23 protein-coding genes and 1 other RNA gene are annotated in these 22403 nt (G+C 69.3%); 13 read left to right on the top strand and 11 right to left on the bottom strand.

Going from position 1 to position 22403, the window contains the following annotated elements; translation table 11 throughout:
• The 3 genes from QQK83_RS11635 to QQK83_RS11645 form a co-directional block, all read left to right on the top strand.
• Positions 1-555: biotin--[acetyl-CoA-carboxylase] ligase (locus QQK83_RS11635; RefSeq protein ID WP_284264394.1), on the top strand; the 555-nt coding region annotated here is incomplete at its 5' end.
• A 14-nt stretch (positions 556-569) separates the two neighbouring features.
• Entirely contained in the window at positions 570-1349 is a 780-nt protein-coding gene (locus QQK83_RS11640) for a type III pantothenate kinase (RefSeq protein ID WP_284264396.1), read from the top strand.
• Positions 1346-3022 (top strand): ribonuclease J, encoded by a 1677-nt coding sequence (locus QQK83_RS11645; protein ID WP_284264398.1) that lies wholly within the window; start codon positions 1346-1348, stop codon positions 3020-3022. Before QQK83_RS11640 ends, QQK83_RS11645 begins: the two co-directional genes overlap by 4 nt.
• Before the next feature lie 58 nt (positions 3023-3080).
• Here QQK83_RS11645 and QQK83_RS11650 read toward each other — a convergent pair whose 3' ends face one another.
• From QQK83_RS11650 to QQK83_RS11675, 6 genes are all read right to left on the bottom strand, one after another.
• Positions 3081-4829 (bottom strand): DEAD/DEAH box helicase, encoded by a 1749-nt coding sequence (locus QQK83_RS11650; RefSeq protein WP_284264400.1) that lies wholly within the window; start codon positions 4827-4829, stop codon positions 3081-3083.
• 156 nt (positions 4830-4985) lie between these two features.
• Complete coding sequence (locus QQK83_RS11655) at positions 4986-5471, bottom strand: hypothetical protein (RefSeq protein ID WP_284264403.1); 486 nt, start codon at positions 5469-5471, stop codon at positions 4986-4988.
• A gap of 35 nt (positions 5472-5506) precedes the next feature.
• Positions 5507-6130, bottom strand: a complete 624-nt coding sequence (locus QQK83_RS11660; RefSeq protein WP_284264405.1) for a hypothetical protein — start codon at positions 6128-6130, stop codon at positions 5507-5509.
• A 15-nt stretch (positions 6131-6145) separates the two neighbouring features.
• Entirely contained in the window at positions 6146-6493 is a 348-nt protein-coding gene (locus QQK83_RS11665) for a VOC family protein (RefSeq protein ID WP_284264407.1), read from the bottom strand.
• 81 nt (positions 6494-6574) lie between these two features.
• Positions 6575-8197 carry a peptide chain release factor 3 gene (locus QQK83_RS11670; RefSeq protein WP_284264409.1) on the bottom strand — a complete coding sequence of 541 codons (1623 nt, stop codon included), beginning with the start codon at positions 8195-8197 and terminating at the stop codon, positions 6575-6577.
• A gap of 50 nt (positions 8198-8247) precedes the next feature.
• A complete protein-coding gene (locus QQK83_RS11675; protein WP_284264411.1) occupies positions 8248-9258 on the bottom strand; it encodes a Hint domain-containing protein in 1011 nt (336 codons plus the stop codon).
• A 122-nt stretch (positions 9259-9380) separates the two neighbouring features.
• Between QQK83_RS11675 and QQK83_RS11680 the strand changes: the two genes are divergently transcribed.
• From QQK83_RS11680 to QQK83_RS11705, 6 genes are all read left to right on the top strand, one after another.
• Positions 9381-10160, top strand: a complete 780-nt coding sequence (locus QQK83_RS11680; RefSeq protein WP_284264413.1) for an SDR family oxidoreductase — start codon at positions 9381-9383, stop codon at positions 10158-10160.
• 106 nt (positions 10161-10266) lie between these two features.
• Positions 10267-11349 (top strand): ABC transporter ATP-binding protein, encoded by a 1083-nt coding sequence (locus QQK83_RS11685; RefSeq protein WP_284264414.1) that lies wholly within the window; start codon positions 10267-10269, stop codon positions 11347-11349.
• A gap of 129 nt (positions 11350-11478) precedes the next feature.
• Positions 11479-11715: a twin-arginine translocase TatA/TatE family subunit gene (locus tag QQK83_RS11690; protein WP_284264416.1), complete on the top strand. Its 237-nt coding sequence runs from the start codon at positions 11479-11481 to the stop codon at positions 11713-11715.
• Between the two features lie 63 nt (positions 11716-11778).
• A complete protein-coding gene (gene tatB, locus QQK83_RS11695; protein WP_284264418.1) occupies positions 11779-12318 on the top strand; it encodes a Sec-independent protein translocase protein TatB in 540 nt (179 codons plus the stop codon).
• A complete protein-coding gene (tatC, locus tag QQK83_RS11700; protein ID WP_284264419.1) occupies positions 12315-13181 on the top strand; it encodes a twin-arginine translocase subunit TatC in 867 nt (288 codons plus the stop codon). Before tatB ends, tatC begins: the two co-directional genes overlap by 4 nt.
• 5 nt (positions 13182-13186) lie before the next feature.
• Positions 13187-14026, top strand: a complete 840-nt coding sequence (locus tag QQK83_RS11705) for an ATP-binding protein (protein WP_284264420.1) — start codon at positions 13187-13189, stop codon at positions 14024-14026.
• Positions 14027-14030: 4 nt separating this feature from the next.
• On the opposite strand, the gene QQK83_RS11710 is transcribed toward QQK83_RS11705, so the two are convergent.
• Positions 14031-15089 (bottom strand): alkane 1-monooxygenase, encoded by a 1059-nt coding sequence (locus QQK83_RS11710; RefSeq protein WP_284264421.1) that lies wholly within the window; start codon positions 15087-15089, stop codon positions 14031-14033.
• A 137-nt stretch (positions 15090-15226) separates the two neighbouring features.
• Here QQK83_RS11710 and ftsY point away from each other — a divergent pair, with 137 nt between their 5' ends.
• From ftsY to QQK83_RS11725, 3 genes are all read left to right on the top strand, one after another.
• A complete protein-coding gene (gene ftsY / locus QQK83_RS11715; RefSeq protein WP_284264422.1) occupies positions 15227-16414 on the top strand; it encodes a signal recognition particle-docking protein FtsY in 1188 nt (395 codons plus the stop codon).
• Positions 16415-16484: 70 nt separating this feature from the next.
• Positions 16485-17387 carry an EamA family transporter gene (locus QQK83_RS11720; protein ID WP_284264423.1) on the top strand — a complete coding sequence of 301 codons (903 nt, stop codon included), beginning with the start codon at positions 16485-16487 and terminating at the stop codon, positions 17385-17387.
• Positions 17388-17398: 11 nt separating this feature from the next.
• Positions 17399-18022 carry an inner membrane-spanning protein YciB gene (locus tag QQK83_RS11725; protein WP_284264424.1) on the top strand — a complete coding sequence of 208 codons (624 nt, stop codon included), beginning with the start codon at positions 17399-17401 and terminating at the stop codon, positions 18020-18022.
• Here the strand turns inward: QQK83_RS11725 and QQK83_RS11730 are convergent.
• Positions 17985-18800 carry a pseudouridine synthase gene (locus tag QQK83_RS11730; RefSeq protein ID WP_284264425.1) on the bottom strand — a complete coding sequence of 272 codons (816 nt, stop codon included), beginning with the start codon at positions 18798-18800 and terminating at the stop codon, positions 17985-17987. The two genes, QQK83_RS11725 and QQK83_RS11730, sit on opposite strands and share 38 nt — an antisense overlap.
• Before the next feature lie 56 nt (positions 18801-18856).
• Between QQK83_RS11730 and QQK83_RS11735 the strand changes: the two genes are divergently transcribed.
• Entirely contained in the window at positions 18857-19303 is a 447-nt protein-coding gene (locus tag QQK83_RS11735; RefSeq protein WP_284264458.1) for a nucleoside deaminase, read from the top strand.
• A 493-nt stretch (positions 19304-19796) separates the two neighbouring features.
• Here QQK83_RS11735 and rnpB read toward each other — a convergent pair.
• From rnpB to gatA, 3 genes are all read right to left on the bottom strand, one after another.
• Positions 19797-20175: RNase P RNA component class A (gene rnpB, locus QQK83_RS11740), an RNA gene on the bottom strand.
• Positions 20176-20208: 33 nt separating this feature from the next.
• Positions 20209-20862, bottom strand: coding sequence for an N-acetylmuramoyl-L-alanine amidase (locus tag QQK83_RS11745; RefSeq protein ID WP_284264426.1), 654 nt, complete (start codon positions 20860-20862; stop codon positions 20209-20211).
• Positions 20863-20917: 55 nt separating this feature from the next.
• Entirely contained in the window at positions 20918-22402 is a 1485-nt protein-coding gene (gene gatA, locus QQK83_RS11750) for an Asp-tRNA(Asn)/Glu-tRNA(Gln) amidotransferase subunit GatA (protein ID WP_284264427.1), read from the bottom strand.
• Between the last annotated feature and the right edge of the window lies 1 nt (position 22403).

Here is a 22403-nt window from a genome sequence, read left to right on the forward strand (position 1 = left end):
CGGCCCGACGGGCCGCCGGGCCAAGCCGCGCTGCGCAGCTTCGTGGCCGCGCTCGCGCTGCGCGATGCGCTGATCGCCGCGGGCGTGCCCGAGGGGGCGCTGGCGCTGAAATGGCCCAATGACGTGCTTCTGAGCGGCGGAAAGCTTGCGGGCATCCTGCTGGAAAGCGCAGGCAGCGGCGGGCGGATCGACAGCCTGATCATCGGGATCGGCGTGAACCTCGCCGCCGCGCCCACGCCCGAGCAACTGGAGCCGGGCGCGGTGCCCCCCGTCAGCCTGAAGGCCGAGACGGGCATCGACGTGACGCCCGAGGATTTCCTCGACCTGCTCGCAGCCGCGTATGACGCGCGCGAGCGACAGTTCACAACCTGGGGCTTTGCGCCCATCCGCACCGCCTGGCTTGCCCATGCGGCAAGGCTGGGCGAGACGATCACCGCCCGCACCGCGCGGGACGAGACCGTGGGGCGCTTCACCGACGTGGACAGCGACGGCCATCTCGTGCTGGAAACGGCCAAGGGCCCCCGGCGCATCGCGGCGGCCGACATCTTCTTCTGAAGGGGGGAGGGGCCATGCTTCTCTGCATAGATTGCGGCAACACCAACACCGTTTTCAGCGTCTGGGACGGCGCGCGTTTTCTTTGCACGCTGCGCACCGCGACCGATCACCAGCGGACCGCCGACCAGTATTACGTCTGGTTCTCGACGCTGATGGCGCATCACAAGCTGCCGGTCGAGATCACCGAGTGCATCCTGTCCTCGACCGTGCCGCGGGTGGTCTTCAACCTGCGGGTTCTCTGTGACCGCTATTTCGACTGCCGCCCCCTTGTCGTGGGCAAGCCCGAGTGCCTTTTGCCCCATTCGCCGCGCGTGGACGCGGGCACGCAGGTCGGCCCCGACCGGCTGGTGAACACCGCGGGGGCCTATGACCGGCACGGCGGCGACCTGATCGTGGTGGATTTCGGCACCGCCACGACCTTTGACGTCGTGGCCCATGACGGGGCCTATGTGGGCGGCGTGATCGCGCCGGGCGTGAACCTCAGCCTCGAGGCGCTGCACCATGCCGCCGCGGCGTTGCCGCACGTTGACGTGACCAAACCGCAAAGGGTGATCGGCACGAATACGGTTGCATGCATGCAGTCGGGTGTGTTCTGGGGCTACGTGGGCCTTGTGCGCGGCGTCTGCGACCGCATCCGCGCAGAGCATGAGCGCCCCATGCGCATCATCGGGACCGGCGGGCTTGCCTCGTTGTTCTCGCAGGGCGATGTTCTATTTGACCGTATCGAAGACGATCTGACCATGCATGGCCTGACGGTCATCCACCATTACAACAAGGACCAAGGCGCCATATGACCGACCGGAACCGGCTGATCTACCTCCCCCTCGGAGGCGCGGGGGAGATCGGGATGAATTGCTATGTCTACGGCTACGGCCCCGCGGGCAAGGAGCGGCTGATCGTCGTGGACCTGGGCGTCGCCTTCCCCGACATGGACGGCCAGCCGGGCGTCGACGTGATCCTGCCCGATATCGCCTGGCTGCACGAGCGGCGCGACCGGATCGACGGCATCTTCATCACCCACGCGCACGAGGATCACGTGGGCGCTGTCGGGCACCTCTGGGGCCAGCTGCGCGCGCCGGTCCACTGCCGCCGCTTCACCGCCATCCACGCCATGCGCAAGCTGGAAGAAGCGGGCCACAGCACCGAGCAGGTGCGCGTGGCCCCCGTCTGGCCCGAGGCGGTCAAGGCGGGCCCCTTCACGGTGCAATTCGCCCCCGTCAGCCACTCGATCCCCGAGGCGTCCGCGCTGGTGATCGACACGCCCGAGGGGCGGGTGGTGCATTCGGGCGATTTCAAGATCGACCGCGGCCCGGTGGTGGGCGAGCCCTTCGACCCCGAGTTGTGGCAGCAGATCGGCGCGGATGGCGTGCTGGCCTACATCTGCGACTCGACCAATGTCTTCAACCGTCACGCGGGCCGCTCGGAAAGCCAGCTGCCCGAGCCCATCGGCGAGCTGATCGCGGGGGCGAAGGGGATGGTCGTGGCGACGACCTTTGCCAGCAACATCGCGCGTCTCAAGACGCTGGCCGATGCCGCCGTCGCCAATGGCCGCTCCGTCTGCCTGATGGGGCGGGCGATGAAGCGCATGGTATCGGCCGGCGAGGAGGCGGGTGTTCTGGTGGGCTTCCCGCGCACGCTCTCGCCGGAAGAGGCGCTGGACGTCCCGCGCGAGAACCTGATGCTGATCGTCACCGGATCGCAGGGCGAACGCCGCGCGGCCTCGGCCTCGCTGGCGCGGGGCACCTATCTCGGCCATGAGCTCAAGGAGGGGGACATGTTCCTGTTCTCCTCCAAGACCATTCCCGGCAACGAGGTGGGCGTCGCCCGCATCAAGAACGCGCTGGCCGAAAAGGGCGTCGACGTGATCGACGACAGCCACGGGTTCTACCATGTCTCGGGCCATGCCAACCGCCCCGATCTCGAGGCGATGCACGACATCCTGCGCCCGCGGATCCTGATCCCCAACCACGGCGAATACCGCCACCTGCGCGAACATGCGCAGCTTGGTCTCGCCAAGGGGATGACCGGAATCGTGGCGGCCAATGGCTCGCTCGTCGAGCTGTCGGGCAACGCGCCGCGGATCGTGGAGTATATCGACGTGTCGAAGACCTATCTCGACGGCACGGCCTTTGTCGGTGCGCTCGACGGGGTGATCCGCGAGCGGATGAAGCTGGCATTGAACGGGCTGGTCGCGGTCGCGCTGATCGTCGACGAGGATGACCTGCTGCTCGAGGACAGCTGGGTGCAGCTGCGCGGCCTGCCCGAGACGGCGGGCAATGGCGCGGACCTTGCCGAGATGATCGAGGATGCTCTGGCCGAGGCGATGCCGCGCTTCGACGCCAAGACGGTGATGGACGATGACCGGCTGGAAGAGGCCGTGCGCCGCATCACGCGCAACCTGTGCCTGACCGAGATCGGCAAGAAGCCCGAGGTGGCGGTGCTGATCTCGCGGCTGATGGCCGCCTGACGCAAAACGGCCCGCGCCTGGGGCGCGGGCCGTTTCTTTTCCTGTTCCGGTCAGTCTGTCAGGCGTCGGTGTCGGTGGCTTCCGGTGCGGCGCTGTCCTCGACTGCGGGCTGCGCCTCGGGCGCGGGGTCCTGCACGGCCTCCGCCTCCACCTTCTTGCGGCGGCGGGTGCGCTTTGGCTTGGGCGCCTCGGCCTTGGCCTGCGCCTCGACCGCCTCGACCGCCTCGACCGCCGCGGCGGGGGCGTCCTGATCGGCGGTGTCCGCCGCGGCGCTCGGGGCGTCCTGCGCGTCGGGTGTGGGCTGGGCGGCCGGACGGCCGCGGCGTTCATCGAAACTCAGCGCGATGAAATCGGGCAGGTGGTCGCCCATACCGACCACGCGGCCCCGGTCACCCCGGTCGCCGCGATCCCTGTCGCGCCCGCCACGCTCGCGCACGGGACGACCCCGGCCGCTGCGCTCGCGCGGGGGCTCGTCGGGGACCGTATCGACCGGCGCCTCCTGCGCCTTGGCGGGGCTGTCGGCCGCGCTGCTCTCGGCATCCCGATCACGCCCGCCGCGGCGACGGGTGCCGCGTGAGCGGCTGCGAGAGCCGCCGCGGTCCTCGGTCTTGTCCTCGGCCCCGGCATCGCCGCGGTCCTGCGATCCGCCGCCGGCGGGTGTCCAGGGCAGTTCGGCCCGCGGGATCGTCGTTTCGATCAGGCTTTCGATGGCACCGAGATACTTGTCGTCGCTGGGCACGGCGATGGAGATCGCCACGCCCGAGCGGCCCGCGCGCCCCGTGCGGCCGATGCGGTGGACGTAATCCTCGGCATGGCTGGGCACGTCGTAGTTGAACACGTGGCTGACGCTGGGAATGTCGAGCCCGCGCGCGGCCACGTCCGAGGCTACGAGAAAGCGGATCGAGCCGTCGCGGAACCCGTCGAGCGTGCGCGTGCGGTGCGACTGGTCAAGGTCGCCGTGGATCGGCTCGGCATTCAGCCCATGCGCTTTCAGCGACTTGGCGACGATATCCACGTCCACCTTGCGGTTGCAGAAGATGATCGCGTTGGTGCAGCCCTCGCCCTCGGCCTCGATGGCCGAGCGCAGCATCTGGCGCTTGTCCTTGGCGCTGGTGTCGCGGCGCGTCGGCTTGAACTGCAACAGGCGCTGTTCGATCGTCTCGGAGGCGCTGGCCTGGCGGGCGACCTCGATCCGGGCCGGGTTCGACAGGAAGGTGTTGGTGATCCGCTCGATCTCGGGTGCCATGGTGGCCGAGTAGAACATCGTCTGCCGGGTGAAGGGCACAAGGCCGAAGATCCGCTCGATATCGGGGATGAAGCCCATGTCGAGCATCCGGTCGGCCTCATCGACGACCATCACCTTGACGTCGGTGAGGATCAGCTTGCCGCGCTCGAAATGGTCGAGCAGCCGGCCGGGCGTGGCGATCAGCACGTCGACGCCCTTGTCGATCAGGGCGTCCTGCTCCTTGAAGCTGACGCCGCCGATCAGAAGCGCCTTCGTCAGCTTCACGTATTTCGCGTAGGTGTCGAAATTCTCGGCCACCTGCGCGGCCAGCTCGCGCGTGGGGCAAAGCACAAGGCTCCGCGGCATCCGCGCGCGGGCGCGGCCGCGGGCCAGCGCCGTGATCATCGGCAGCGTGAAGCTTGCCGTCTTGCCGGTGCCGGTCTGGGCGATGCCCAGGACGTCGCGCCCTTCGAGCGCGTGGGGAATGGCGCCGGCCTGGATCGGGGTGGGGGTTTCGTAACCGGCTTCGGTTACGGCCTTGAGAACCTTGGGATTAAGGTTGAGGTCGGAAAAGCTCGTCATATGCGTCCAATCTGGCCGGGACACTCCCGGCGGTGAGATCTGGAGCGCATGGCCGTCGCGCTCCGCGGGTCGTCGGCATCGCGCGGACCGCGATGTTGGCGCGGACATATGCGAAAAGGCGGGCCACGTCAAACGAGGGTGGATTCGGCGCGTGGCTCACATGGCCGCGGCCGCCCGGAAGAGGGCGGCAGGCACCGCGATGTCGATGGCGCCCGAGGGGCCGACAAGGCGCGCGGACAACCCGCGCTCGGCGGCCTGGGCGAAGAGCGCCTGCGACAGGAAGATCATGCCCACCGGCGCGTCGCGGCAATGGCCGTGCGTGCAGCCAAGGCCACGGGTGCGGGCGTAGGGCAGTTCGATGCCGTCGCTCCACGCTTCGCTGAACCACAGGCGATGGACGCCATCGCGGCGCTGCCCGATGACGAGGGCGCGCACCGTCTCGGCCCGCCGGGTGACGAGGATGACATGCCCCACGAGCACGTGATGGGGATGGTCCGAGATGCGCATCTGCGCGCTGTAGCTGCCCGACATGCCCGTGTGGGCGTTCGACAGCATCCCGCCCCCCTGCGCCAGCGCCTGCATGGCGGTCAGCCACAGGAACAGGGTGAAGACGAAGCAAAGCGTGTGCCAACGGATCAGCATGGGCGCAACTTGCCCCATGCCGGGTTAAGGCCGGGTTAATGCGGAGCGTTCAGCGCGCTGGCGTGCAGGGCGGGCCGGTAGCCCGCGCGCAGCACGGCCACGGTCGGGGCCGGGGTCAGCACGCTCACGCGTGCGGCGGGCCGCGGCACGGGCGGGCCGTAGCCCGCGGGGGACACCGGGCAGAACCCGTCTGCGGTGGCGAGATGCGCCTGCCCGTCCAGCAGCGCGACAGCGCCCGCCGGCAGGTCGCGGGCCGGGGCCTCGTGCCGGACCTGCCGCCTTTGCCGCGTCACCCGCGCGGCATGCAACGCGCGGTCCATCGCCCGATGCCCCGCCGCCCCATGCACCGCGGCCCAGGCCGCTTTCCACGTCGCATAGGCCGCCGGGCGGCAATAGGCGCAGGGCCGGTGACCCGCGGCCAGCGCCACCGCCTCGTCAAGGAAGAAGAGCGGCGTCCAGCCGCGCGCCGGTTGGGGCCCGTGGTAGCGCCCGCGCGGGTGGGTCAGGACGCAGATGATCCAGTGCGGATGCGTCCAGCGCCGTGGCCCGAGCCGCCCCTCCGTGTCGAACTGCAGTATCCCGCGGTTCCCGGTGAACAGGCCGCGGGCGGGGTCGGCGATGATCTCGCCGGTGGGAAGGACGCGGTTCTGCAGGGGCATGGGGCACGGCCCCTTTCAGTCGGTGGTCCAGACCGCCATGGCGATGCCGCCCGGCGCGAGGAACTCGAACCGGCGTCCGCCGGGAAAGGCGAAGATTGCTTGCGTGATCTCGGCACCCGCGGCGGTCACCTGCGCCAGCGCGGCCTCCAGATCCTCGGCGCGCAGCACGATCAGGGGCGCGCGCGGCTCACCACGCTCCAGCCCGCCTCCGGTGCCCGCGCGCTGGATGTCACGGTAATCGGGGCCATAGTCCACGAACTCCCAGCCGAAGGCGGCTGCGAAGAAGCCTTGCGTCGCCTCGAGCTCGGGCGATGTGAACTCGACATAGTCGATGGGCAGGGGGATGGGCGACGTGGAGGACATGGGGGCACCTTGCGTGTTCACTATCCGTTCACGCTGCCCGCAGCGCGCGCGCCTGTCAACGCCCTCCAGCCAGCGCCCGCCTCAGACCATCAGCTCCTTCGTTGCCGACAGCGTCACGTCCGGGTAATCTCGCGCCACGCGGTCGATGTCCCATTGCAGGCGCGTGAGGTAGACCGGGTCACCGTCATTGTCGGTCGCCATGTGCTGCTTGTTGGCGGCGCCGAATTTCTCGACTGCCTCTTTTGCGCCATGCACCCAGCGGGCCGAGGTGAATTGCGACCCCTCGAAGCGGACGGGCAGGCCGTATTCCAGCTCGATCCGGCTGGCCAGCACCTCGAATTGCAGCGCGCCCACGACGCCCACGATGAAGCCCGAGCCGAAGCTGGGCTTGAAGACCTTGGCCGCGCCTTCCTCGGCGAATTGCATCAGGGCCTTTTCCATGTGCTTGGCCTTCATCGGGTCGCCCGCGCGGCAGCTTTGCAGCAGCTCCGGCGCGAAGGAGGGGATGCCGGTGAAGCGCAGCGCCTCGCCCTCGGTCAGGGCGTCGCCGATGCGCAATTGCCCGTGGTTTGGAATGCCGATGATGTCGCCGGCCCAGGCCTCCTCGGCCAGTTCGCGGTCCGAGGCGAGGAACATCACCGGGTTGGAGATCGCCATGGGCTTTTTCGAGCGCACATGGGTCAGCTTCATCCCCCGTTCGAAATGCCCCGAGACCAGCCGCACGAAGGCCACCCGGTCGCGGTGCTTGGGGTCCATGTTGGCCTGCACCTTGAAGACGAAGCCCGCGACCTTGGTCTCTTCGGGGGCGACCTGCCGGGGTTCGGCGGGCTGCACCTGCGGCTCGGGGCCGTATTCGGCGATGCCGTCCATCAGCTCCTTCACCCCGAAGGAATTGATCGCCGAGCCGAACCAGATCGGCGTCAGCGAGCCCTCGAGGAAGGCCGCGTGGTCGAAGGGCGGCAAAAGCTCGCGCGCCATCTCGATGTCTTCGCGCAGCTTCTCGAGCAGGGCGGCGGGGACGTGCTGGGCGAGCTTGGGGTCGTCGAGCCCCGCGATCTTGATCGATTCCGCCACCTTGTTGCGGTCGGCGCGGTCCATCAGCTCCAGCCGGTCGTGGATCAGGTCGTAGCAGCCGAGGAATTCGCGCCCCACGCCGATCGGCCAGGAGGCGGGCGTCACGTCGATGGCGAGGTTTTCCTGGATCTCGTCGATGATCTCGAAGGTATCGCGGCTTTCGCGGTCCATCTTGTTGCAGAAGGTCAGGATCGGCAGGTCGCGCAAGCGGCAGACCTCGAACAGTTTCTGCGTCTGGCTTTCCACGCCCTTGGCCCCGTCGATCACCATGATCGCGGCATCCACGGCGGTGAGCGTGCGATAGGTGTCTTCCGAGAAATCGCTGTGGCCGGGCGTGTCGACGAGGTTGAAGCGGTAGCTGCGGCTCGCGCCCGCGTAGTCGAAGCTCATCGCCGAGGCCGAGACCGAGATGCCGCGGTCCTTCTCCATCTGCATGAAGTCCGACCGGGTGCGCCGCGCCTCGCCCTTGGCGCGGACCTGTCCGGCCATCTGGATCGCGCCGCCGTAGAGCAGGAATTTCTCGGTGAGCGTCGTCTTGCCCGCATCGGGGTGCGAGATGATCGCAAAGGTCCGGCGCCGCGCGATCTCGGGCGGCAGGGCGGGGCGGTTGGTGGGGGCGATGTCCAGCATGGGCGCGATATAGGCGAGGCGACAGGCCGGGGCAATCACTCGCGGCGGGGTCAGTCCGTCTCGCGGCTGGCGCGCCGTGCCCGGGTCAGCCGAGCAGCGGCATCGCCCAGCGGCGACAGGTCGGTCTCGTCCACCTCGACCTTGTGGGCGGCGAAGGGATCCTCGGTTTCGGGTGCAAGTGTCAGCTCCGCCGGCAGGCGCGCGCGCAGATCGGCGGTGACCAGCAGGCTTTCCACCGCGATCCCCTCGGCGAAGATGATCTCGTTGCCGTCGAAGACCAGCTGGTAGCTGTCGATATGCCCGCCTTCCTCGCGCGTGACGGTGGTGCCGTTGACCAGCAGCTCGGCCTTGACCAGCACCTCGGAGCGGCCGGTGCCGATCTCGTCGCGGCGCTGCCAGATGAACAGGCGGTGGTGCGGCGACAGGCGCAGGTCTCGGGCGGCGTTGAGCGTGCCCTCGGCGATGCGGATCGGGGCACCCACGCCCACGGCGCGGCGGGTCTGGTGGCCGATCCAGCGGATCGGTCGGGGCCCGTGGTCGCGGGTCAGGAGCATGTCGCCGACCTGCAGTTCCTCGACCGGGCGCTGTGCGCCGCTGGCGAGCGTCAGATGCGTTCCCGCATAGAAGCTGACCGAGGCGATGTCGGCGAAGCGGTCCGGGGCCGTCGCCCGCGACGAGCCGATCAGCTCGTATTCCGTGCCGGGTTTCAGTGGCGACAGCGGCAGAAGGTGCAAAAGCGTGCCGTCCGCCGCGCTGTCATGGCGCAGCACCAGCACCTCGACCATCTCGCCGGCCTCGCCCATCAGGCTGTGGCAATCGGCGATGGTCAGTGCTTCGCCCGGCACGCCCACGTCCGAGCCGCGGGCCACGACCTGCCCGCCCGAGGGGCCCTCGCAGATCGTCAGGCGGCGTGGCTTGGCGTCCCGCGCGAGGCGGTAGACATCGCCGGGAATGGCGGCCACGCCGAGCCCCAGCGCGTCGCCCTCGTTGGCACCGCTGAGCGCCTGCACGGCGCGGGCGGGAAAGGTCTTGAACCGGAAGAGCGGGGCGAAATCGGACATGGAATACAAAACGGCACGAGGATGCACCTCGTTAGGGCGCAGGGGCGCAACGGTCAAGGCTGGCGGCACGCGCCCGGCGTTGCTAGGGAAGACGCCGATCATCGAGAGAGGGAGACAGGGACATGGAGCTGGGAATTTCGGGCAAGCGCGCGCTGGTCTGCGCATCCTCCAAGGGGCTCGGCCGCGGCTGCGCCGAGGCGCTGGCCGAGGCCGGTGTGGACCTCGTGCTGAACGCGCGCGGGGCCGAGGCGCTCGAGGCGACCGCCGAGGCGATCCGCGCCCGCCACGGCGTCGCCGTGACCACGGTCGCCGCCGACATCACCGACGAGGCGGGCCGCGCGCGCGTGCTCGAGGTCGCGGGCGACCTCGACATTCTCGTGACCAATGCCGGTGGCCCGCCGCCGGGCCTGTGGTCGGACTGGGGCCGCGAGGATTTCATCAAGGCGCTGGACGCCAACATGCTGACGCCCATCGCGCTCATGACGGCGATCCTGCCCGGCATGATCGACCGCGGCTGGGGCCGGGTGGTGAACATCACCTCGCAATCGGTCAAGGCGCCGATCCCGCAGCTGGGCCTGTCGAACGCGGCGCGCACCGGGTTGACCGGCTATGTCGCGGGCACCGCGCGGCAGGTGGCGGGCAAGGGCGTGACCATCAACAACCTGCTGCCCGGCTCGCATGACACCGACCGCGCCGTCGCGCTGGAACGGGGCGTAGCCAAGGCGCAGGATGTCTCGATGGAAGAGGCGCGCAAGATCCGCTGCAGCTCCATCCCCTCGGGCCGCTACGGCACGATCGAGGAGTTCGGCGCGACCTGCGCCTTCCTCTGCTCGCAGCATGCGGGCTTCATCGTGGGGCAGAACATCCTGCTCGATGGCGGCCAGACCAACGCCACGATCTGACCGGCGCGCGGGCCAGACCCTTGCAAGGGCGTGGGCAGATCCTTGCAAGGATCTTGCGCGCCTGTTACCTGCCATTCCGATTGAATTGATCGGGTATCCCTGTCCCATGGCCGACGCCCCCCGCCTCGAGCTCGAGCATGTCACCTGCCGTTTCGACGGACGCGAGGTCGTGTCCGACGTCGGCTTTGCCGTGCGCGCGGGCGAGGTGCTGTGCCTGCTGGGTCCGTCGGGCTGCGGCAAGTCCACCACGCTGCGCGTGATCGCGGGCATCGAGCGGCAGACCGCGGGGGCCGTGCGGGCCGATGGCACGACCCTGTCGGATGCGGCCACGCATCTGCCGCCCGAGGCGCGCGGCGTCGGGCTGATCTTCCAGGATTTCGCCCTGTTTCCGCATCTGACGGTCGGGCAGAACGTCGCATTCGGCCTGAAAGGCCCGAAACCCGAGGTCAGGGCGCGGGTGGAGGAACTGCTCGCCCGCGTCGATCTGGCGGGCTACGCCGATGCCACGCCGCACATGCTGTCGGGCGGCGAGCAGCAGCGCGTCGCACTCGCCCGCGCGCTGGCGCCCCGGCCGCGGATCATGCTGATGGACGAGCCCTTTTCCGGGCTCGACAACCGCCTGCGCGACGGTATCCGCGACGAGACCCTGCAGGTCCTGAAGGAGGAGGGCACCGCCGTCGTTCTCGTGACCCACGAGCCGGAAGAGGCGATGCGCATGGCCGACCAGATCGCGCTGATGCGTGACGGCCGGATCGTGCAGAAGGGCGCGCCCTACAACATCTACAACGCCCCAGCCGACAAGGCCGCGGCCGCGTTCTTCAGCGATATCAACGTCATCCCCGGCCGCGTTCAGGGCGCGCTCTGCGACACCGCCTTCGGCCAGTTCCTCGCCCCCGGCCATGCCGACGGCACCGAGGTGGAGATCGTCTTTCGCCCGCAGCATGTGAAGATCGACTTCGACCGCGGCGGGCGCGGCCCGAACCCCACCCCGCAGGACGGCACGCCCGCCCGCGGCGTGGTGGAGCGCGCGCGCTTCATGGGCCATGAAAGCCTGGTGGAGTTCCGCATGGATTTCGACGGCGGCATCCTCAAGGCCACGGTCCCCGCCGTCTTCCTGCCCAAGCCGGGCACGCCGCTGTGGCTGACGGTGCGGCGCGACCGCTGTTTCGTCTTCGCCACGAAGCGGTAGGCGCGCGGTTGCCTGCATGCGTTTTGGGGCTTTGATATCCGGCCCGGAGCGCATACCTATGGTGCCCGGAGACTGTAATGCGAGCCGCTTGGCGGACCCATCGGGCTGTGCGGCGCAAGGGAGACTGACATGCTCAACAATATCGGACCGGCAGGCTTGATCCTGATCGCCGTTGTGGTCCTCGTCCTGTTCGGCCGCGGCAAGATCGCGGGCATGATGGGCGAGGTCGGCAAGGGCATCACCGCCTTCAAGCGTGGCGTCAAGGATTCGACCGAAGAGATCGAGAACGCGTCGAAAACGGCCGATGACGACGGCACTTCGGCCCGCGACGTGACGCCCCGCAGCGGCGAACGCGACAACGCCTGATCGCGGGTTCCGCCTGTCCCGCGTGCAACCGGGGGGCGGTCCGCCTGAACCGCAAGGACGGTCATGCCTGATATCGGCTGGATGGAGCTTCTCGTGATCGGCGTCGTGGCGCTGATCGTGGTGGGGCCGAAGGATCTTCCGGTGATGTTCCGGAAGCTCGGCCAGTTCACGGGCCGGATCCGGGCCATGGCGCGGGATTTCCAGCGCGCCATGGATGATGCCGCCGACGAGGCGGGCGTGAGCGAGATCAACCGCGACCTGCGCAAGGCCACGGATTTCGCCCGAAACCCCCGCAAGGCCGGCATGAGCGCGCTGAAGGAAAGCCTCGGCGACGACCTTGATCTGGGTCTTGACCCCGAGACCTACCCCGAAGGCTCGGAAACGCGCCGCATCGCCGAGGAAAAGGCCGCCAGGGCGCGCAAGCTGCGCGATGACATCGACGCTCGCCGCAAGGCGCGGGAAGAGCAGGGCGCGACCAGCGAGGACAGCGCCGCCGCGGCCGCGGCTGCCGCCCAGGCCCCGCTCGAAGCGCCCGAGCCCGAGGTCACGCAGGACATCGAGCCCGAGCTTGCCCCCGCCCGCACCGGAACCCCCCAGACATGAGCGCAAACGACCCCATCGAGGACAGCTCGGCCCCGCTGGTCGAGCATCTGGCCGAGCTGCGCACGCGGCTGATCCGCGCCGTGCTGGCCTTCGTCGTGGGCATGGTGGCCATGTTCACCGTGGCCGAGCCGATCCTCGAGTTCATCTCGCAGCCGCTGGCCGAGGTGCTGCGCGCCCGTGGCGAGGATGCGCGGCTGATCTTCACCGCGCCGCAGGAAAAGTTCTTTGTCCTCGTCCGCATCTCGATCATCATGGGGTTCGCCGTCAGCTTCCCGGTGATCGCGCACCAGCTGTGGCGCTTCGTGGCGCCCGGCCTCTACAAGTCCGAGAAGGGCGCGATCCTGCCCTTCCTCGTCGCCTCGCCGGTGCTGTTCGCCATCGGTGCCGCCTTTGCCCATTATGTCGTCACGCCGCTTGCGATGAATTTCTTCATCGGCTTCTCGGATGCGATCCCGGCGCTGGCCAACCTCATCGCGGGCGACGGCACCTTCGAGAACCCGGCCGCGGCCGAGGACGGCATCCAGACCGTGTTCCTCGGGTCTGTCCGCGAAAGCCTCGACCTTGCGCTCAAGTTCATCTTCGCCTTCGGCCTCTGCTTCCAGTTGCCGGTTCTGCTGACGCTGCTGGGCAAGGCCGGTCTGGTCAGCGCCGAGGGGCTGGGCAACGTGCGCAAATGGGCGGTCGTGGGTATCCTGACGCTGGCCGCGCTGGTGACCCCGCCCGACGTGATCACGCAGGTGATCCTGTTCACGGTGGTCTACGGGCTTTACGAGATCTCGATCCAGCTCGTGCGCCTCGTGGAGCGTCAGCGCATCAAGCGCATGCGGGCCGAGGGGATCCTGGACGAAGATGAAGAGCTCTGACACCGATGGACGACGCCGTGCTGACCCGCATCGCCGAGGCGCTCGAGCGCCTGCGCCCACCGCCTGCCGCCGCCCCCGACTGGCACGGGGCAGGGGCCTTTGTCTGGCACGCCGACCCCGACCGGCTGGAGCCCGTGGCGCAGGTGAACCGCGTCGATCTGGAGCTGTTGCAGGGCATCGACCGCTCGCGCGACACGCTGATCGCCAACACCGCGCAATTCGCGCGCGGCCTGCCCGCGAACAACGCGCTTTTGTGGGGCGCGCGGGGGATGGGCAAATCTTCGCTGGTCAAGGCGGTGCATGCCGCCTGCGCGGCGGCTGCGCCCGATCTCAAGCTGGTCGAGGTCCAGCGCGAGGATCTGCCCTCCATCGGGCGGCTTCTGACCCTGTTGCGCGCGGCCCCGGTGCGGGTGATCCTGTTCTGTGACGACCTGTCGTTTTCCCATGACGACCAGCATTACAAGTCGCTCAAGGCCGTGCTCGACGGCGGGGTCGAGGGGCGGCCGGAGAACGTGATCTTCTACGCCACCTCGAACCGCCGCCACCTGATGCCGCGCGACATGATCGAGAACGAACGCTCCAGCGCGATCAACCCCTCCGAGGCGGTCGAGGAAAAGGTCTCGCTCTCCGACCGGTTCGGTCTCTGGCTGGGCTTCCACCCCTGTTCGCAGGACGACTACCTGTCGATGATCCGGGGCTATTGCGCGGCTTACGAGGTGACGGTCGAGGACAGCCGCCTTGTGGCCGAGGCGATCGAGTGGCAGGCGACGCGCGGGTCGCGCTCGGGCCGGGTGGCGTGGCAGTTCTTCTGCGATCTCGCGGGCCGCGAGGGCGTCGCGCTCTGACCGCTCAGCCGGCGCGCGTGGCGCGGATGCGGTCCTCGGCGGCTTGCATGACCCTCAGCGCGCGGCGGTCCATCATCCTGCGCCAGACCGGCGGAGCGGTCGCCAGCATCGCCATGATCGGCAGCGCGTAGGGCAGCGTGGGCCCATCGGCGTGCGGGTCGAGCCGGTCATAGGGCCGGTCGGGGTGCATGTGATGCTCGGAATGGGCGGGGGCGTTCATCATCAGGTATGAGGTGAAGCCGCGCGGGGCGTTCCAGCTGTGATGCGGGCGCACGGGCTCAACCCGGCCATTGGGCAGGGTCAGCCGCCGCAGCCCGTAATGCTGGATGTAATCCGACAACAGGATCTGCGCGCCGGTCAGCGCCCCCAGCACGATCAGCCCCACGACGCCGACCGGTCCGGCCAGCACGGCCGCCGCGGCAAGGGTCAGCACCGCGCCGCCGACCCAGAGGGCGTAAGGCGTCCGCCAGCCCTGCGCCGGAAGGCCGCGGCGCGCGCGCCGCTCGATCTCGCAGGCGAGCCCGGCCCGGAACGACCCTTGCCAGGCGCGCGGCAGGTAGGTCCAGAAGCCCTCACCGGGCAGGGGGGTGTTGGGATCGTCGGCGGTGCCGACATGGCGGTGATGCACCAGCCTGTGCGCCGAGACATGATGCCCGAAACCGACCGAGGCATAGACCGCCGCGCCGAGCGCACGCAGAAGCGGCGCGCTGCGGTGGATCAGCTCATGCGCGTTGGGGTGGCTGACCTGCCCGAAAAAGCTGGCCGTGGCGATCAGCAGCGCGATCTTTCCGCCCGGCGACAGGGCCGGGTGCGACAGGCCGATGAGCACCAGCGGCAGGAGCGCGAGATGGGTCAACCCCAGCGCAAGCGAGAGACCGTCGGACCAAGGCGCATGGTCGTGGTCCTGCGCGCGCGGCGGCGCCAGCAGCCGGTCCATCGCGGCCGCGACGAGCGTCAGCCAGACCAGCGCCAGCACCGCCCCCATGTCCCAGCCCATCGCGCCGAGCGCGATCAGCAGGGCCGGTGTCAGCGCGGCAAGCGCGTAGCGGGCAATGACGGGCATGCGGCGGGCCCCGAACCGTTGACGATACTCTTCACCAGCCAAGATGGCATGAAATACGGGTGAATCCATGGCCTTCCTTTCATCCGTCCGGCGTATTAGGTGGAAAAGGTCAAGAATTGGTGAAAGGCCGCGCGCCCATGTCCTTCTTCAAGAAGCTCAAGGACCGGATGCTCCGATCCTCGTCGAAGATCGACGAGGGGCTCGACGCGATCATCGAGGAGGGCGCGGTCGAGGAGCCACCGAAGGAGCCCGAGCAGCGGGACACGGCCAAGGCTGTCCCTGCGCCACAAAGCCGGCCCGAGCCCGAGCCTGAACCGGCCCCTGCGCGGCAGGTGGAGGCAGACCCGGACCCCGCCCCCGTGCCCCCCGCCGAGCTCGAGCCGATCCGGGTCGAGGAGCTGGCCCCGACGCCCGCCGACACCCCGGCCGCCACGGCCCGGCCCGGCCTGTTGGGCCGGCTCATGGGCCGCAGCGCCGAGCCGCGCCGCGCGCTTGACGACGCGATGCTGGAACAGCTCGAAGAGCTGCTGATCTCGGCCGACATGGGCGTGGACACCGCCCTGCGCGTGACCGCCAACATGGCCGAGGGGCGGTATGGCCGCCTGATGTCGGCCAGTGATATCAAGGGCTTGCTGGCGACCGAGATCGCCCGCGTGATGGAGCCTGTCGCCCGCCCGATGCCGCTTTACCCCAAGACCCCGCAGGTGGTGCTGGTGGTGGGTGTGAACGGGTCCGGCAAGACCACGACCATCGGCAAGCTCGCCAGCCAGTTCAAGGCGGCGGGCAAATCCGTGGTGATCGCCGCAGGCGACACGTTCCGCGCCGCGGCGGTCGAACAGCTGCAGGTCTGGGGCGAGCGCGCGGGCGTGCCGGTGCTGACCGCGCCCGAAGGGTCGGACCCCGCTGCGCTGGCCTATGACGCGATGACACGGGCCGAGGCCGAAGGTGCCGACCTGCTGATGATCGACACGGCGGGCCGGTTGCAGAACCGCGCCGACCTGATGGAGGAGCTGGCCAAGATCGTCCGCGTGATCCGCAAGAAGGACCCCGACGCGCCGCACAACACGCTTCTGGTGCTCGATGCGACCACCGGGCAGAACGCCGTGAGCCAGGTGAAGACCTTTCAAGCCATGGCCGATGTCTCGGGCCTTGTGATGACCAAGCTGGACGGCACCGCCAAGGGCGGCGTCCTCGTGGCGCTGGCGGACCAGTTCGGCCTGCCGATCCACGCGATAGGGGTGGGGGAGCAGATTGACGATTTGCAACCTTTCGACCCGCAGGATTTCGCCAACGCTCTGGTTGGGGTTGAAGATTTCCCGCAATGATCCACACCCCCTGTGAGTGGATCGGAGCGCGCCCCCGCGGCGTGCTTCCCCCAGCCCGGACCCTCTGTGCATGAGCGCCTGGATCACCTCCGTCGAAGGGACCGAGGCCGCGGCCTCCGTCGCCATGGCGCTGGCCCTGCTTGCCGCGCTTCTGCACGCCGTCTTCGGGGCGCTGCAAAAGGGGCGGCATGACCCGCTTCTCGCGCGCGGCGTGATCGACGCCTCCTACGGGCTGATGGCCGCGCCCATTGCCTTTTTCGTCGTGCCCTGGCCCGAGCCGCACATGTGGCCGATCTTCGCCGGGGCCTTCGTCATCCATGCGCTCTACAAATGGGCGACGCTCGCCAGCTACCGCCGCGGGGCCTACACGGTGGTCTACCCGGTGATGCGCGGCACCGGCCCGCTGTTTGCGATCATCGGGGCCTGGCTGATCTTCGGCGAGACCTTCAACCCGGTGCAATGGCTGGGCGTCGCGGTCCTGCTTGCGGGGCTCTACGGGTTGGCCGCCTACAACATGATCCACGTCACCGTCGCCCGCGACACGCTGGTGCCCGCGCTGGGCTTCGCGGTGCTGACCGGGCTCTTCGTCGCGCTCTACACCACCTATGACGCCTATGGCATCCGCGCGACCGCGGACCCGTTCACCTTTCTCGCGTGGTTCTTCTTCATCGACGGTCTGCTCTTTCCGATCCTCGCCGCGCGCTTCTACGCGCGCCTGCCGGAAAAACCGCCGCTCGGCCCGCTGGCGTTGCGCGGCATCTTCGGCGGGCTTGTCGCCTTCGCCTCCTTCGGCTCGATCATGCTGGCCACGCGCCTCGGCCAGGTGGGCGAGGCGGCGGTGCTGCGCGAAACCTCGACCGTCTTCGCGGCGCTGATCGGCTGGCTGTTCCTGGGCGAACGGGTCGGGCCGCGCCGCCTTGCGCTGATGGGGTTGATCGCGGCGGGGGCGGTGATAGTTGAGGCGGGTGGCTGAGAGGAGCGCCGATGCGACAGGAACAGACCGTCAATCCCTGGCTCAGGCAGGCGCTGGAACTGGGCCCGCCGATCCTGTTCTTCCTCGCCTACATGCGCTTCCAGGACGCAAGCTGGACCATCGGCGGGCGCGACTACGACGGGTTCATCCTGGTGACGGCGGGCTTCGTGCCGCTGCTGCTGGCCTCGATGGCAATCCTTTGGAAGCTGACGGGCCGGATCAGCCGCTTGCAGGTCTTCACCGCAGTCATGGTCGTCGTCTTCGGCGGGCTGACCGTCTGGCTCAACGACGAGCGCTTCTTCAAGATGAAGACCACGCTGGTCTACGGCTTTTTCGCCGTGACCCTGGGCATCGGTCTGATGCGCGGGCAGGGCTGGCTCAAGGTGCTGATGGGAGAGATGTTGCCGATGTCGGATCGCGGCTGGCTGATCCTGTCGCGCCGGATCGCTGCGGCCTTCGCGCTGATGGCCGTGGCGAACGAGGCCGTCTGGCGCACGCAATCCACCGAATTCTGGGTGACCTTCGAAACCTTCGCGCTGCCCGCCTTCCTCTTCGCAGCCTTCATGTCGCAGGCAAAGCTGATCGAGCGCGAAAGCCTCAGCGACGGGTCGGACGACGAGGACCGGCCGGGTTAGGCTTTTTCCGAAGCGGTCGCTTTGGCTTGGCCTTCGCCTCGGCATGGCCCGCGACGGCCTCCTCCAGCCCCAGCTGGTCGCGCAGCACGCGGGGCTTCACCTCCTCCACCTCGCCGGGTTTCAGCTCACCCAGCCGGAACGGCCCGTAGGAGACGCGGATCAGCCGGTTCACGTCGAGCCCCACTTCGGCCATCGCGCGCCGGATCTCGCGGTTCTTGCCCTCCCGCAGGCCCACGGTCAGCCAGGCATTCGCGCCTTGCTGCCGGTCGAGCCGGACCTCCATGCCCTGGAAGCGCTCGCCCTCGATCACGAGACCGCGGCGCAACGGCTCGAGGTCTTCGTCCCTGGGTGTGCCCTTCACCCGGACGCGGTATTTCCGCAGCCAGCCGGTTGCGGGCAGTTCCAGCTTGCGCTTGACGCCCCCGTCATTGGTCAGCAGCAGCAGCCCCTCGGAATTCATGTCAAGCCGGCCCACGCTCATCACCCGCGGCATCCCCTCGGGCAGCTTGTCGAACACCGTCTCGCGGCCCTTCTCGTCGCTGGCCGTGGTCACGAGGCCGGTGGGCTTGTGGTAGAGCCAGAGCCGCGGGCGCCCGGCCTCGGGGATCGGCTGGCCGTCGAGGGTGATCCGGTCGGCCTCGGTCACGTTCAGCGCGGGGCTGTCGATGGTCTTGCCGTTCACGGCGACGCGGCCCGCCTCGATCATGCGCTCCGCCTCGCGGCGGGAGGCGACCCCGGCGCGGCTGAGGCGCTTGGCTATGCGTTCTGCGTCCGACATGAGAACCGCCATAGCGGTTTGACAGGGCGAGCGAAAGGCAGGATCAGGGGCGGATGATCGGGTTCACATCCTTCATGGAAGCCGCGCTGGAGGAGGCGCGGGCGGCCGCGCAGGCGGGCGAGGTGCCCGTGGGCGCCGTGGTGGTGAAGGATGGGACGATCGTGGCGCGTGCGCGCAACCGCATGCGCGAGCTGACGGACCCGACGGCCCATGCCGAGATGCTGGCGATCCGCGCGGCCTGCGCGGCACTCGGGTCCGGGCGGCTGACGGGCTGCGACCTCTGGGTGACGTTGGAGCCTTGCCCGGCCTGCGCGGGGGCGATTGCCGCGGCCCGGCTCTCGCGGCTCTATTACGGGGCGTCCGACCCGAAATCGGGCGGTGTGGTGCAGGGGCCGCGGGTCTTCGACCACCCGCAGGCGCATTGGTCCCCCGAGGTCTATGGCGGGATCGCCGAGACCGAATGCGCGGATCTGCTCAAGGCGTTCTTCGCCGCGCGGCGCTGAGGGGGGCCTTGCGGCGTGGCTCGGCCTCCGGCCTGCGCCACGACCGCGGTGGCACCGCTGACGCGGTGCGGTGGCGCCCGGTTCGGCTGGTGTCGCGCGGGGCGGATGCGTTGCTCCCGAAGTGTGGGGGCTCTGCCCCCATCGCCTGTGGCGACTCTCCCAGGATATTTGCGAAACGGAGAAACAGGCCAGGTTGCGCGCTCGCCCCCGGTTGTCGCGGCACCGATGCCCTGCTTCTCCGTTTCACAAATATCCCCACTCATCGCTTGACAGGCAGACTTGCCGTGGAAGGGGGAGGCTCCGGACACCGACACCGACACCGACAGCCGCGCATCCGTCCGTGGTGAAGCAGGCCCCGTGCCACCCGCACCCAGCGCGCGGAGGAGCGGCCCCGACGGGGCCTGACGACGCGCGCCGCCGGGTCGGAGCCGGAGGCTTCGAACCTCCCGCTGCGTCATGGCCCCCCGTCCGGGGCCCGGTGATGCCTGTTGATCTGCGCGGAGGGCCTGTAAGCCGGATTCTGTCCAAGGGGTCGCCCCCTCTGGATGGCCATTCCTCTGGGCGCGGGGTTGCCCCCGAACCTCAAGCTGCCAACCCGGATGCCTGGGGCGAAGCCCACCCCGGGGTTTCCCCCGCGGCATCCCTATTCGGCATTGCTCCCGGTGGGGCTTGCCGTGCCGCTCCGGTTGCCCGTCGCGCGGTGGGCTCTTACCCCACCGTTTCACCCTTGCACCCCGCGGACGGGGTGCGGTTTCATTTCTGTGGCGCTCTCCGTCGGATCGCTCCGCCCGGGCGTTACCCGGCACCGTGGCTTCATTGGAGTCCGGACTTTCCTCGAACGGTTGCCCGCCCGCGGCCATCCGGCCCTCCGCGCCCCTGTCAGCTACGCGGCCCGCGCCGCGGGTTCAAGCCCCGTATCGCGCGGCCATCTCGGCCATGAGCGCGCAGTCGCGCCCGTCCAGCGGGCCGGTCGCTCCGGCCCGGAACCGCAGCCGCATCGCCTGCAGCAGGAGCGGGGCTTCGACATCGGGAAAGCCGTAGGCCAGCGCATCGCGGCGGAAGCGTGCCGCATCCAGCGGCAGGGACCCCTTGTCCTGCGGCATCACGGCCAGCCCCCGCCGCGCCAGCCTGCTCCAGTCGAAGCGGGCACCGGGGTCGATCTTGCGGCCCGGTGCCATGCAGGAATGGCCGATCACCCCCTCCGGCGGGATGGACCAGCGCGCCATGACCCCAGGCAGAAGCGCCTCGAGCGCGTCCATCAGCGGTGCCGCGAAGGGCGAGCCGCCGTCATTGTCCAGTTCGATCCCGATCGAGCGCGAATTCACGTCATCCAGCCCGCGCCAGGATCCGGCCCCGGCATGCCAGGCGCGCATCGCCTCGTCGACGAGGGGGATCACGCCGCCATCGCGGCGAATGAGGTAGTGGGCCGACACCTCGCGCTCAGGCGCGCAGAGCACCCGCAGCGCGGCGTCGCAATCGGCCATGGCCGTGTAGTGCAGAACGACAAGCCCGGGCACAAGCCCACCGCGCCGCGGCCCGAAATTGGGCGAGCGGCTCATGCCGCTGCGCGCTGTGGCCGCCCGGCGGCGTCGCTGTCCGACCGCCGGCGTCGTGTCACCACCATTTTCCGGGCTTCGCCACGAAACCGGCGGCGCGTTCCAGGGCATGCCCGATGTTCAGCAGATCGCCTTCTTCCCAGGGCCGGCCGATCAGCTGCAGGCCCAGCGGCAGGCCCTGCGCGTCGAGGCCTGCCGGAACGGCAAGGCCCGGCAGCCCGGCGAGGTTCACCGTCACCGTGAAGACGTCGTTGAGATACATCTGCACCGGGTCGTCGAATTCCTTGCCCAGTTCGAAGGCCGCGGACGGGGTGGCAGGCGTCAGGATCGCGTCGACGCCTGCGGCGAAGACCTCTTCGAAGTCGCGCTTGATCAGGGTGCGGACCTTGCGGGCGCGGTTGTAATAGGCGTCGTAATAGCCCGCCGACAGCACGTAGGTGCCCACCATCACGCGACGGCGCACCTCGGCCCCGAAGCCCTCGGCGCGGGTCTTTTCGTACATCTCGGTGATGCCGTCGCCCTGCGCCAGCTTGGCGCGGTAGCCGTAGCGCACCCCGTCGTAGCGGGCGAGGTTCGACGACGCCTCGGCCGGGGCGATCACGTAATAGGTCGGCAGCGCGTATTTGGTGTGCGGCAGCGAGATGTCGCGGATCTCGGCCCCCGCATCGGCCAGCATCTCGCGGCCACGGGTCCAGAGCGCCTCGATCTCGGCGGGCATGCCCTCCATGCGGTATTCGCGCGGGATGCCGATGACGCGGCCGCGGATGTCGCCGGTCAGCATCGCCTCGAAATCCGGGACGGGCAGGTCGGCGCTGGTCGAATCCTTCGGGTCATGGCCCATCATCGCGGCGCCCATGATCGCGGCGTCGCGCACCGTCTTGGTCATCGGGCCAGCCTGATCGAGCGAGGAGGCGAAGGCGACGATGCCCCAGCGCGAGGCACGGCCGTAGGTGGGCTTGAGCCCCACCGTGCCGGTGAAGGCGGCGGGCTGGCGGATCGAGCCGCCGGTGTCGGTGCCGGTCGCGGCCAGGCAGAGATCGGCGGCCACGGCGGCGGCCGAGCCGCCCGAGGAGCCGCCCGGCGTCAGCGCCGCGTTCGAGCCCTCGGCGCGCCAGGGGTTCACGGCATTGCCGTAGACGCTGGTTTCATTGGACGAGCCCATGGCGAATTCGTCCATGTTCAGCTTGCCCAGCATCACCGCGCCCGCGTCACGCAGCTGGCCCGAGACGGTGGATTCGTATTCCGGGCGGAACCCCTCGAGGATCTTCGAGGCGGCCTGCGACGGCACGCCCTCGGTGCAGAACAGATCCTTGATGCCCACCGGGATGCCGCACATCCCCGGCGCATCGCCCGCCTTGATCCGCGCATCCGCAGCGCGCGCGCGCTCCAGCGCGATCTCGGGCGTCTTGTGGACGAAGGCGCCAAGCGGATCGGCCCCGTCGATGGCCGAAAGGCAGGCCTCGGTCAGCTCCACGCTGGTCACGTCGCCCCGGCGCAGCGCGTCGCGGGCCTCGGCGATGGTCAGTTTCGTCAGCTCGGACATG

The organism is Roseicyclus amphidinii (assembly GCF_030163755.1).
Lineage (GTDB): Bacteria > Pseudomonadota > Alphaproteobacteria > Rhodobacterales > Rhodobacteraceae > Roseicyclus > Roseicyclus amphidinii.

What these genes read in the sequence shown, in the direction of transcription:
- QQK83_RS11640 (WP_284264396.1), top strand. Translation starts at nt 570, where the DNA reads ATGCTTCTCTGCATAGATTGCGGCAACACCAACACCGTTTTCAGCGTC.
- QQK83_RS11645 (WP_284264398.1), top strand. Translation starts at nt 1,346, where the DNA reads ATGACCGACCGGAACCGGCTGATCTACCTCCCCCTCGGAGGCGCGGGG.
- QQK83_RS11650 (WP_284264400.1), bottom strand. Translation starts at nt 4,829, where the DNA reads ATGACGAGCTTTTCCGACCTCAACCTTAATCCCAAGGTTCTCAAGGCC.
- QQK83_RS11655 (WP_284264403.1), bottom strand. Translation starts at nt 5,471, where the DNA reads ATGCTGATCCGTTGGCACACGCTTTGCTTCGTCTTCACCCTGTTCCTG.
- QQK83_RS11660 (WP_284264405.1), bottom strand. Translation starts at nt 6,130, where the DNA reads ATGCCCCTGCAGAACCGCGTCCTTCCCACCGGCGAGATCATCGCCGAC.
- QQK83_RS11665 (WP_284264407.1), bottom strand. Translation starts at nt 6,493, where the DNA reads ATGTCCTCCACGTCGCCCATCCCCCTGCCCATCGACTATGTCGAGTTC.
- QQK83_RS11670 (WP_284264409.1), bottom strand. Translation starts at nt 8,197, where the DNA reads ATGCTGGACATCGCCCCCACCAACCGCCCCGCCCTGCCGCCCGAGATC.
- QQK83_RS11675 (WP_284264411.1), bottom strand. Translation starts at nt 9,258, where the DNA reads ATGTCCGATTTCGCCCCGCTCTTCCGGTTCAAGACCTTTCCCGCCCGC.
- QQK83_RS11680 (WP_284264413.1), top strand. Translation starts at nt 9,381, where the DNA reads ATGGAGCTGGGAATTTCGGGCAAGCGCGCGCTGGTCTGCGCATCCTCC.
- QQK83_RS11685 (WP_284264414.1), top strand. Translation starts at nt 10,267, where the DNA reads ATGGCCGACGCCCCCCGCCTCGAGCTCGAGCATGTCACCTGCCGTTTC.
- QQK83_RS11690 (WP_284264416.1), top strand. Translation starts at nt 11,479, where the DNA reads ATGCTCAACAATATCGGACCGGCAGGCTTGATCCTGATCGCCGTTGTG.
- tatB (WP_284264418.1), top strand. Translation starts at nt 11,779, where the DNA reads ATGCCTGATATCGGCTGGATGGAGCTTCTCGTGATCGGCGTCGTGGCG.
- tatC (WP_284264419.1), top strand. Translation starts at nt 12,315, where the DNA reads ATGAGCGCAAACGACCCCATCGAGGACAGCTCGGCCCCGCTGGTCGAG.
- QQK83_RS11705 (WP_284264420.1), top strand. Translation starts at nt 13,187, where the DNA reads ATGGACGACGCCGTGCTGACCCGCATCGCCGAGGCGCTCGAGCGCCTG.
- QQK83_RS11710 (WP_284264421.1), bottom strand. Translation starts at nt 15,089, where the DNA reads ATGCCCGTCATTGCCCGCTACGCGCTTGCCGCGCTGACACCGGCCCTG.
- ftsY (WP_284264422.1), top strand. Translation starts at nt 15,227, where the DNA reads ATGTCCTTCTTCAAGAAGCTCAAGGACCGGATGCTCCGATCCTCGTCG.
- QQK83_RS11720 (WP_284264423.1), top strand. Translation starts at nt 16,485, where the DNA reads ATGAGCGCCTGGATCACCTCCGTCGAAGGGACCGAGGCCGCGGCCTCC.
- QQK83_RS11725 (WP_284264424.1), top strand. Translation starts at nt 17,399, where the DNA reads ATGCGACAGGAACAGACCGTCAATCCCTGGCTCAGGCAGGCGCTGGAA.
- QQK83_RS11730 (WP_284264425.1), bottom strand. Translation starts at nt 18,800, where the DNA reads ATGTCGGACGCAGAACGCATAGCCAAGCGCCTCAGCCGCGCCGGGGTC.
- QQK83_RS11745 (WP_284264426.1), bottom strand. Translation starts at nt 20,862, where the DNA reads ATGAGCCGCTCGCCCAATTTCGGGCCGCGGCGCGGTGGGCTTGTGCCC.
- gatA (WP_284264427.1), bottom strand. Translation starts at nt 22,402, where the DNA reads ATGTCCGAGCTGACGAAACTGACCATCGCCGAGGCCCGCGACGCGCTG.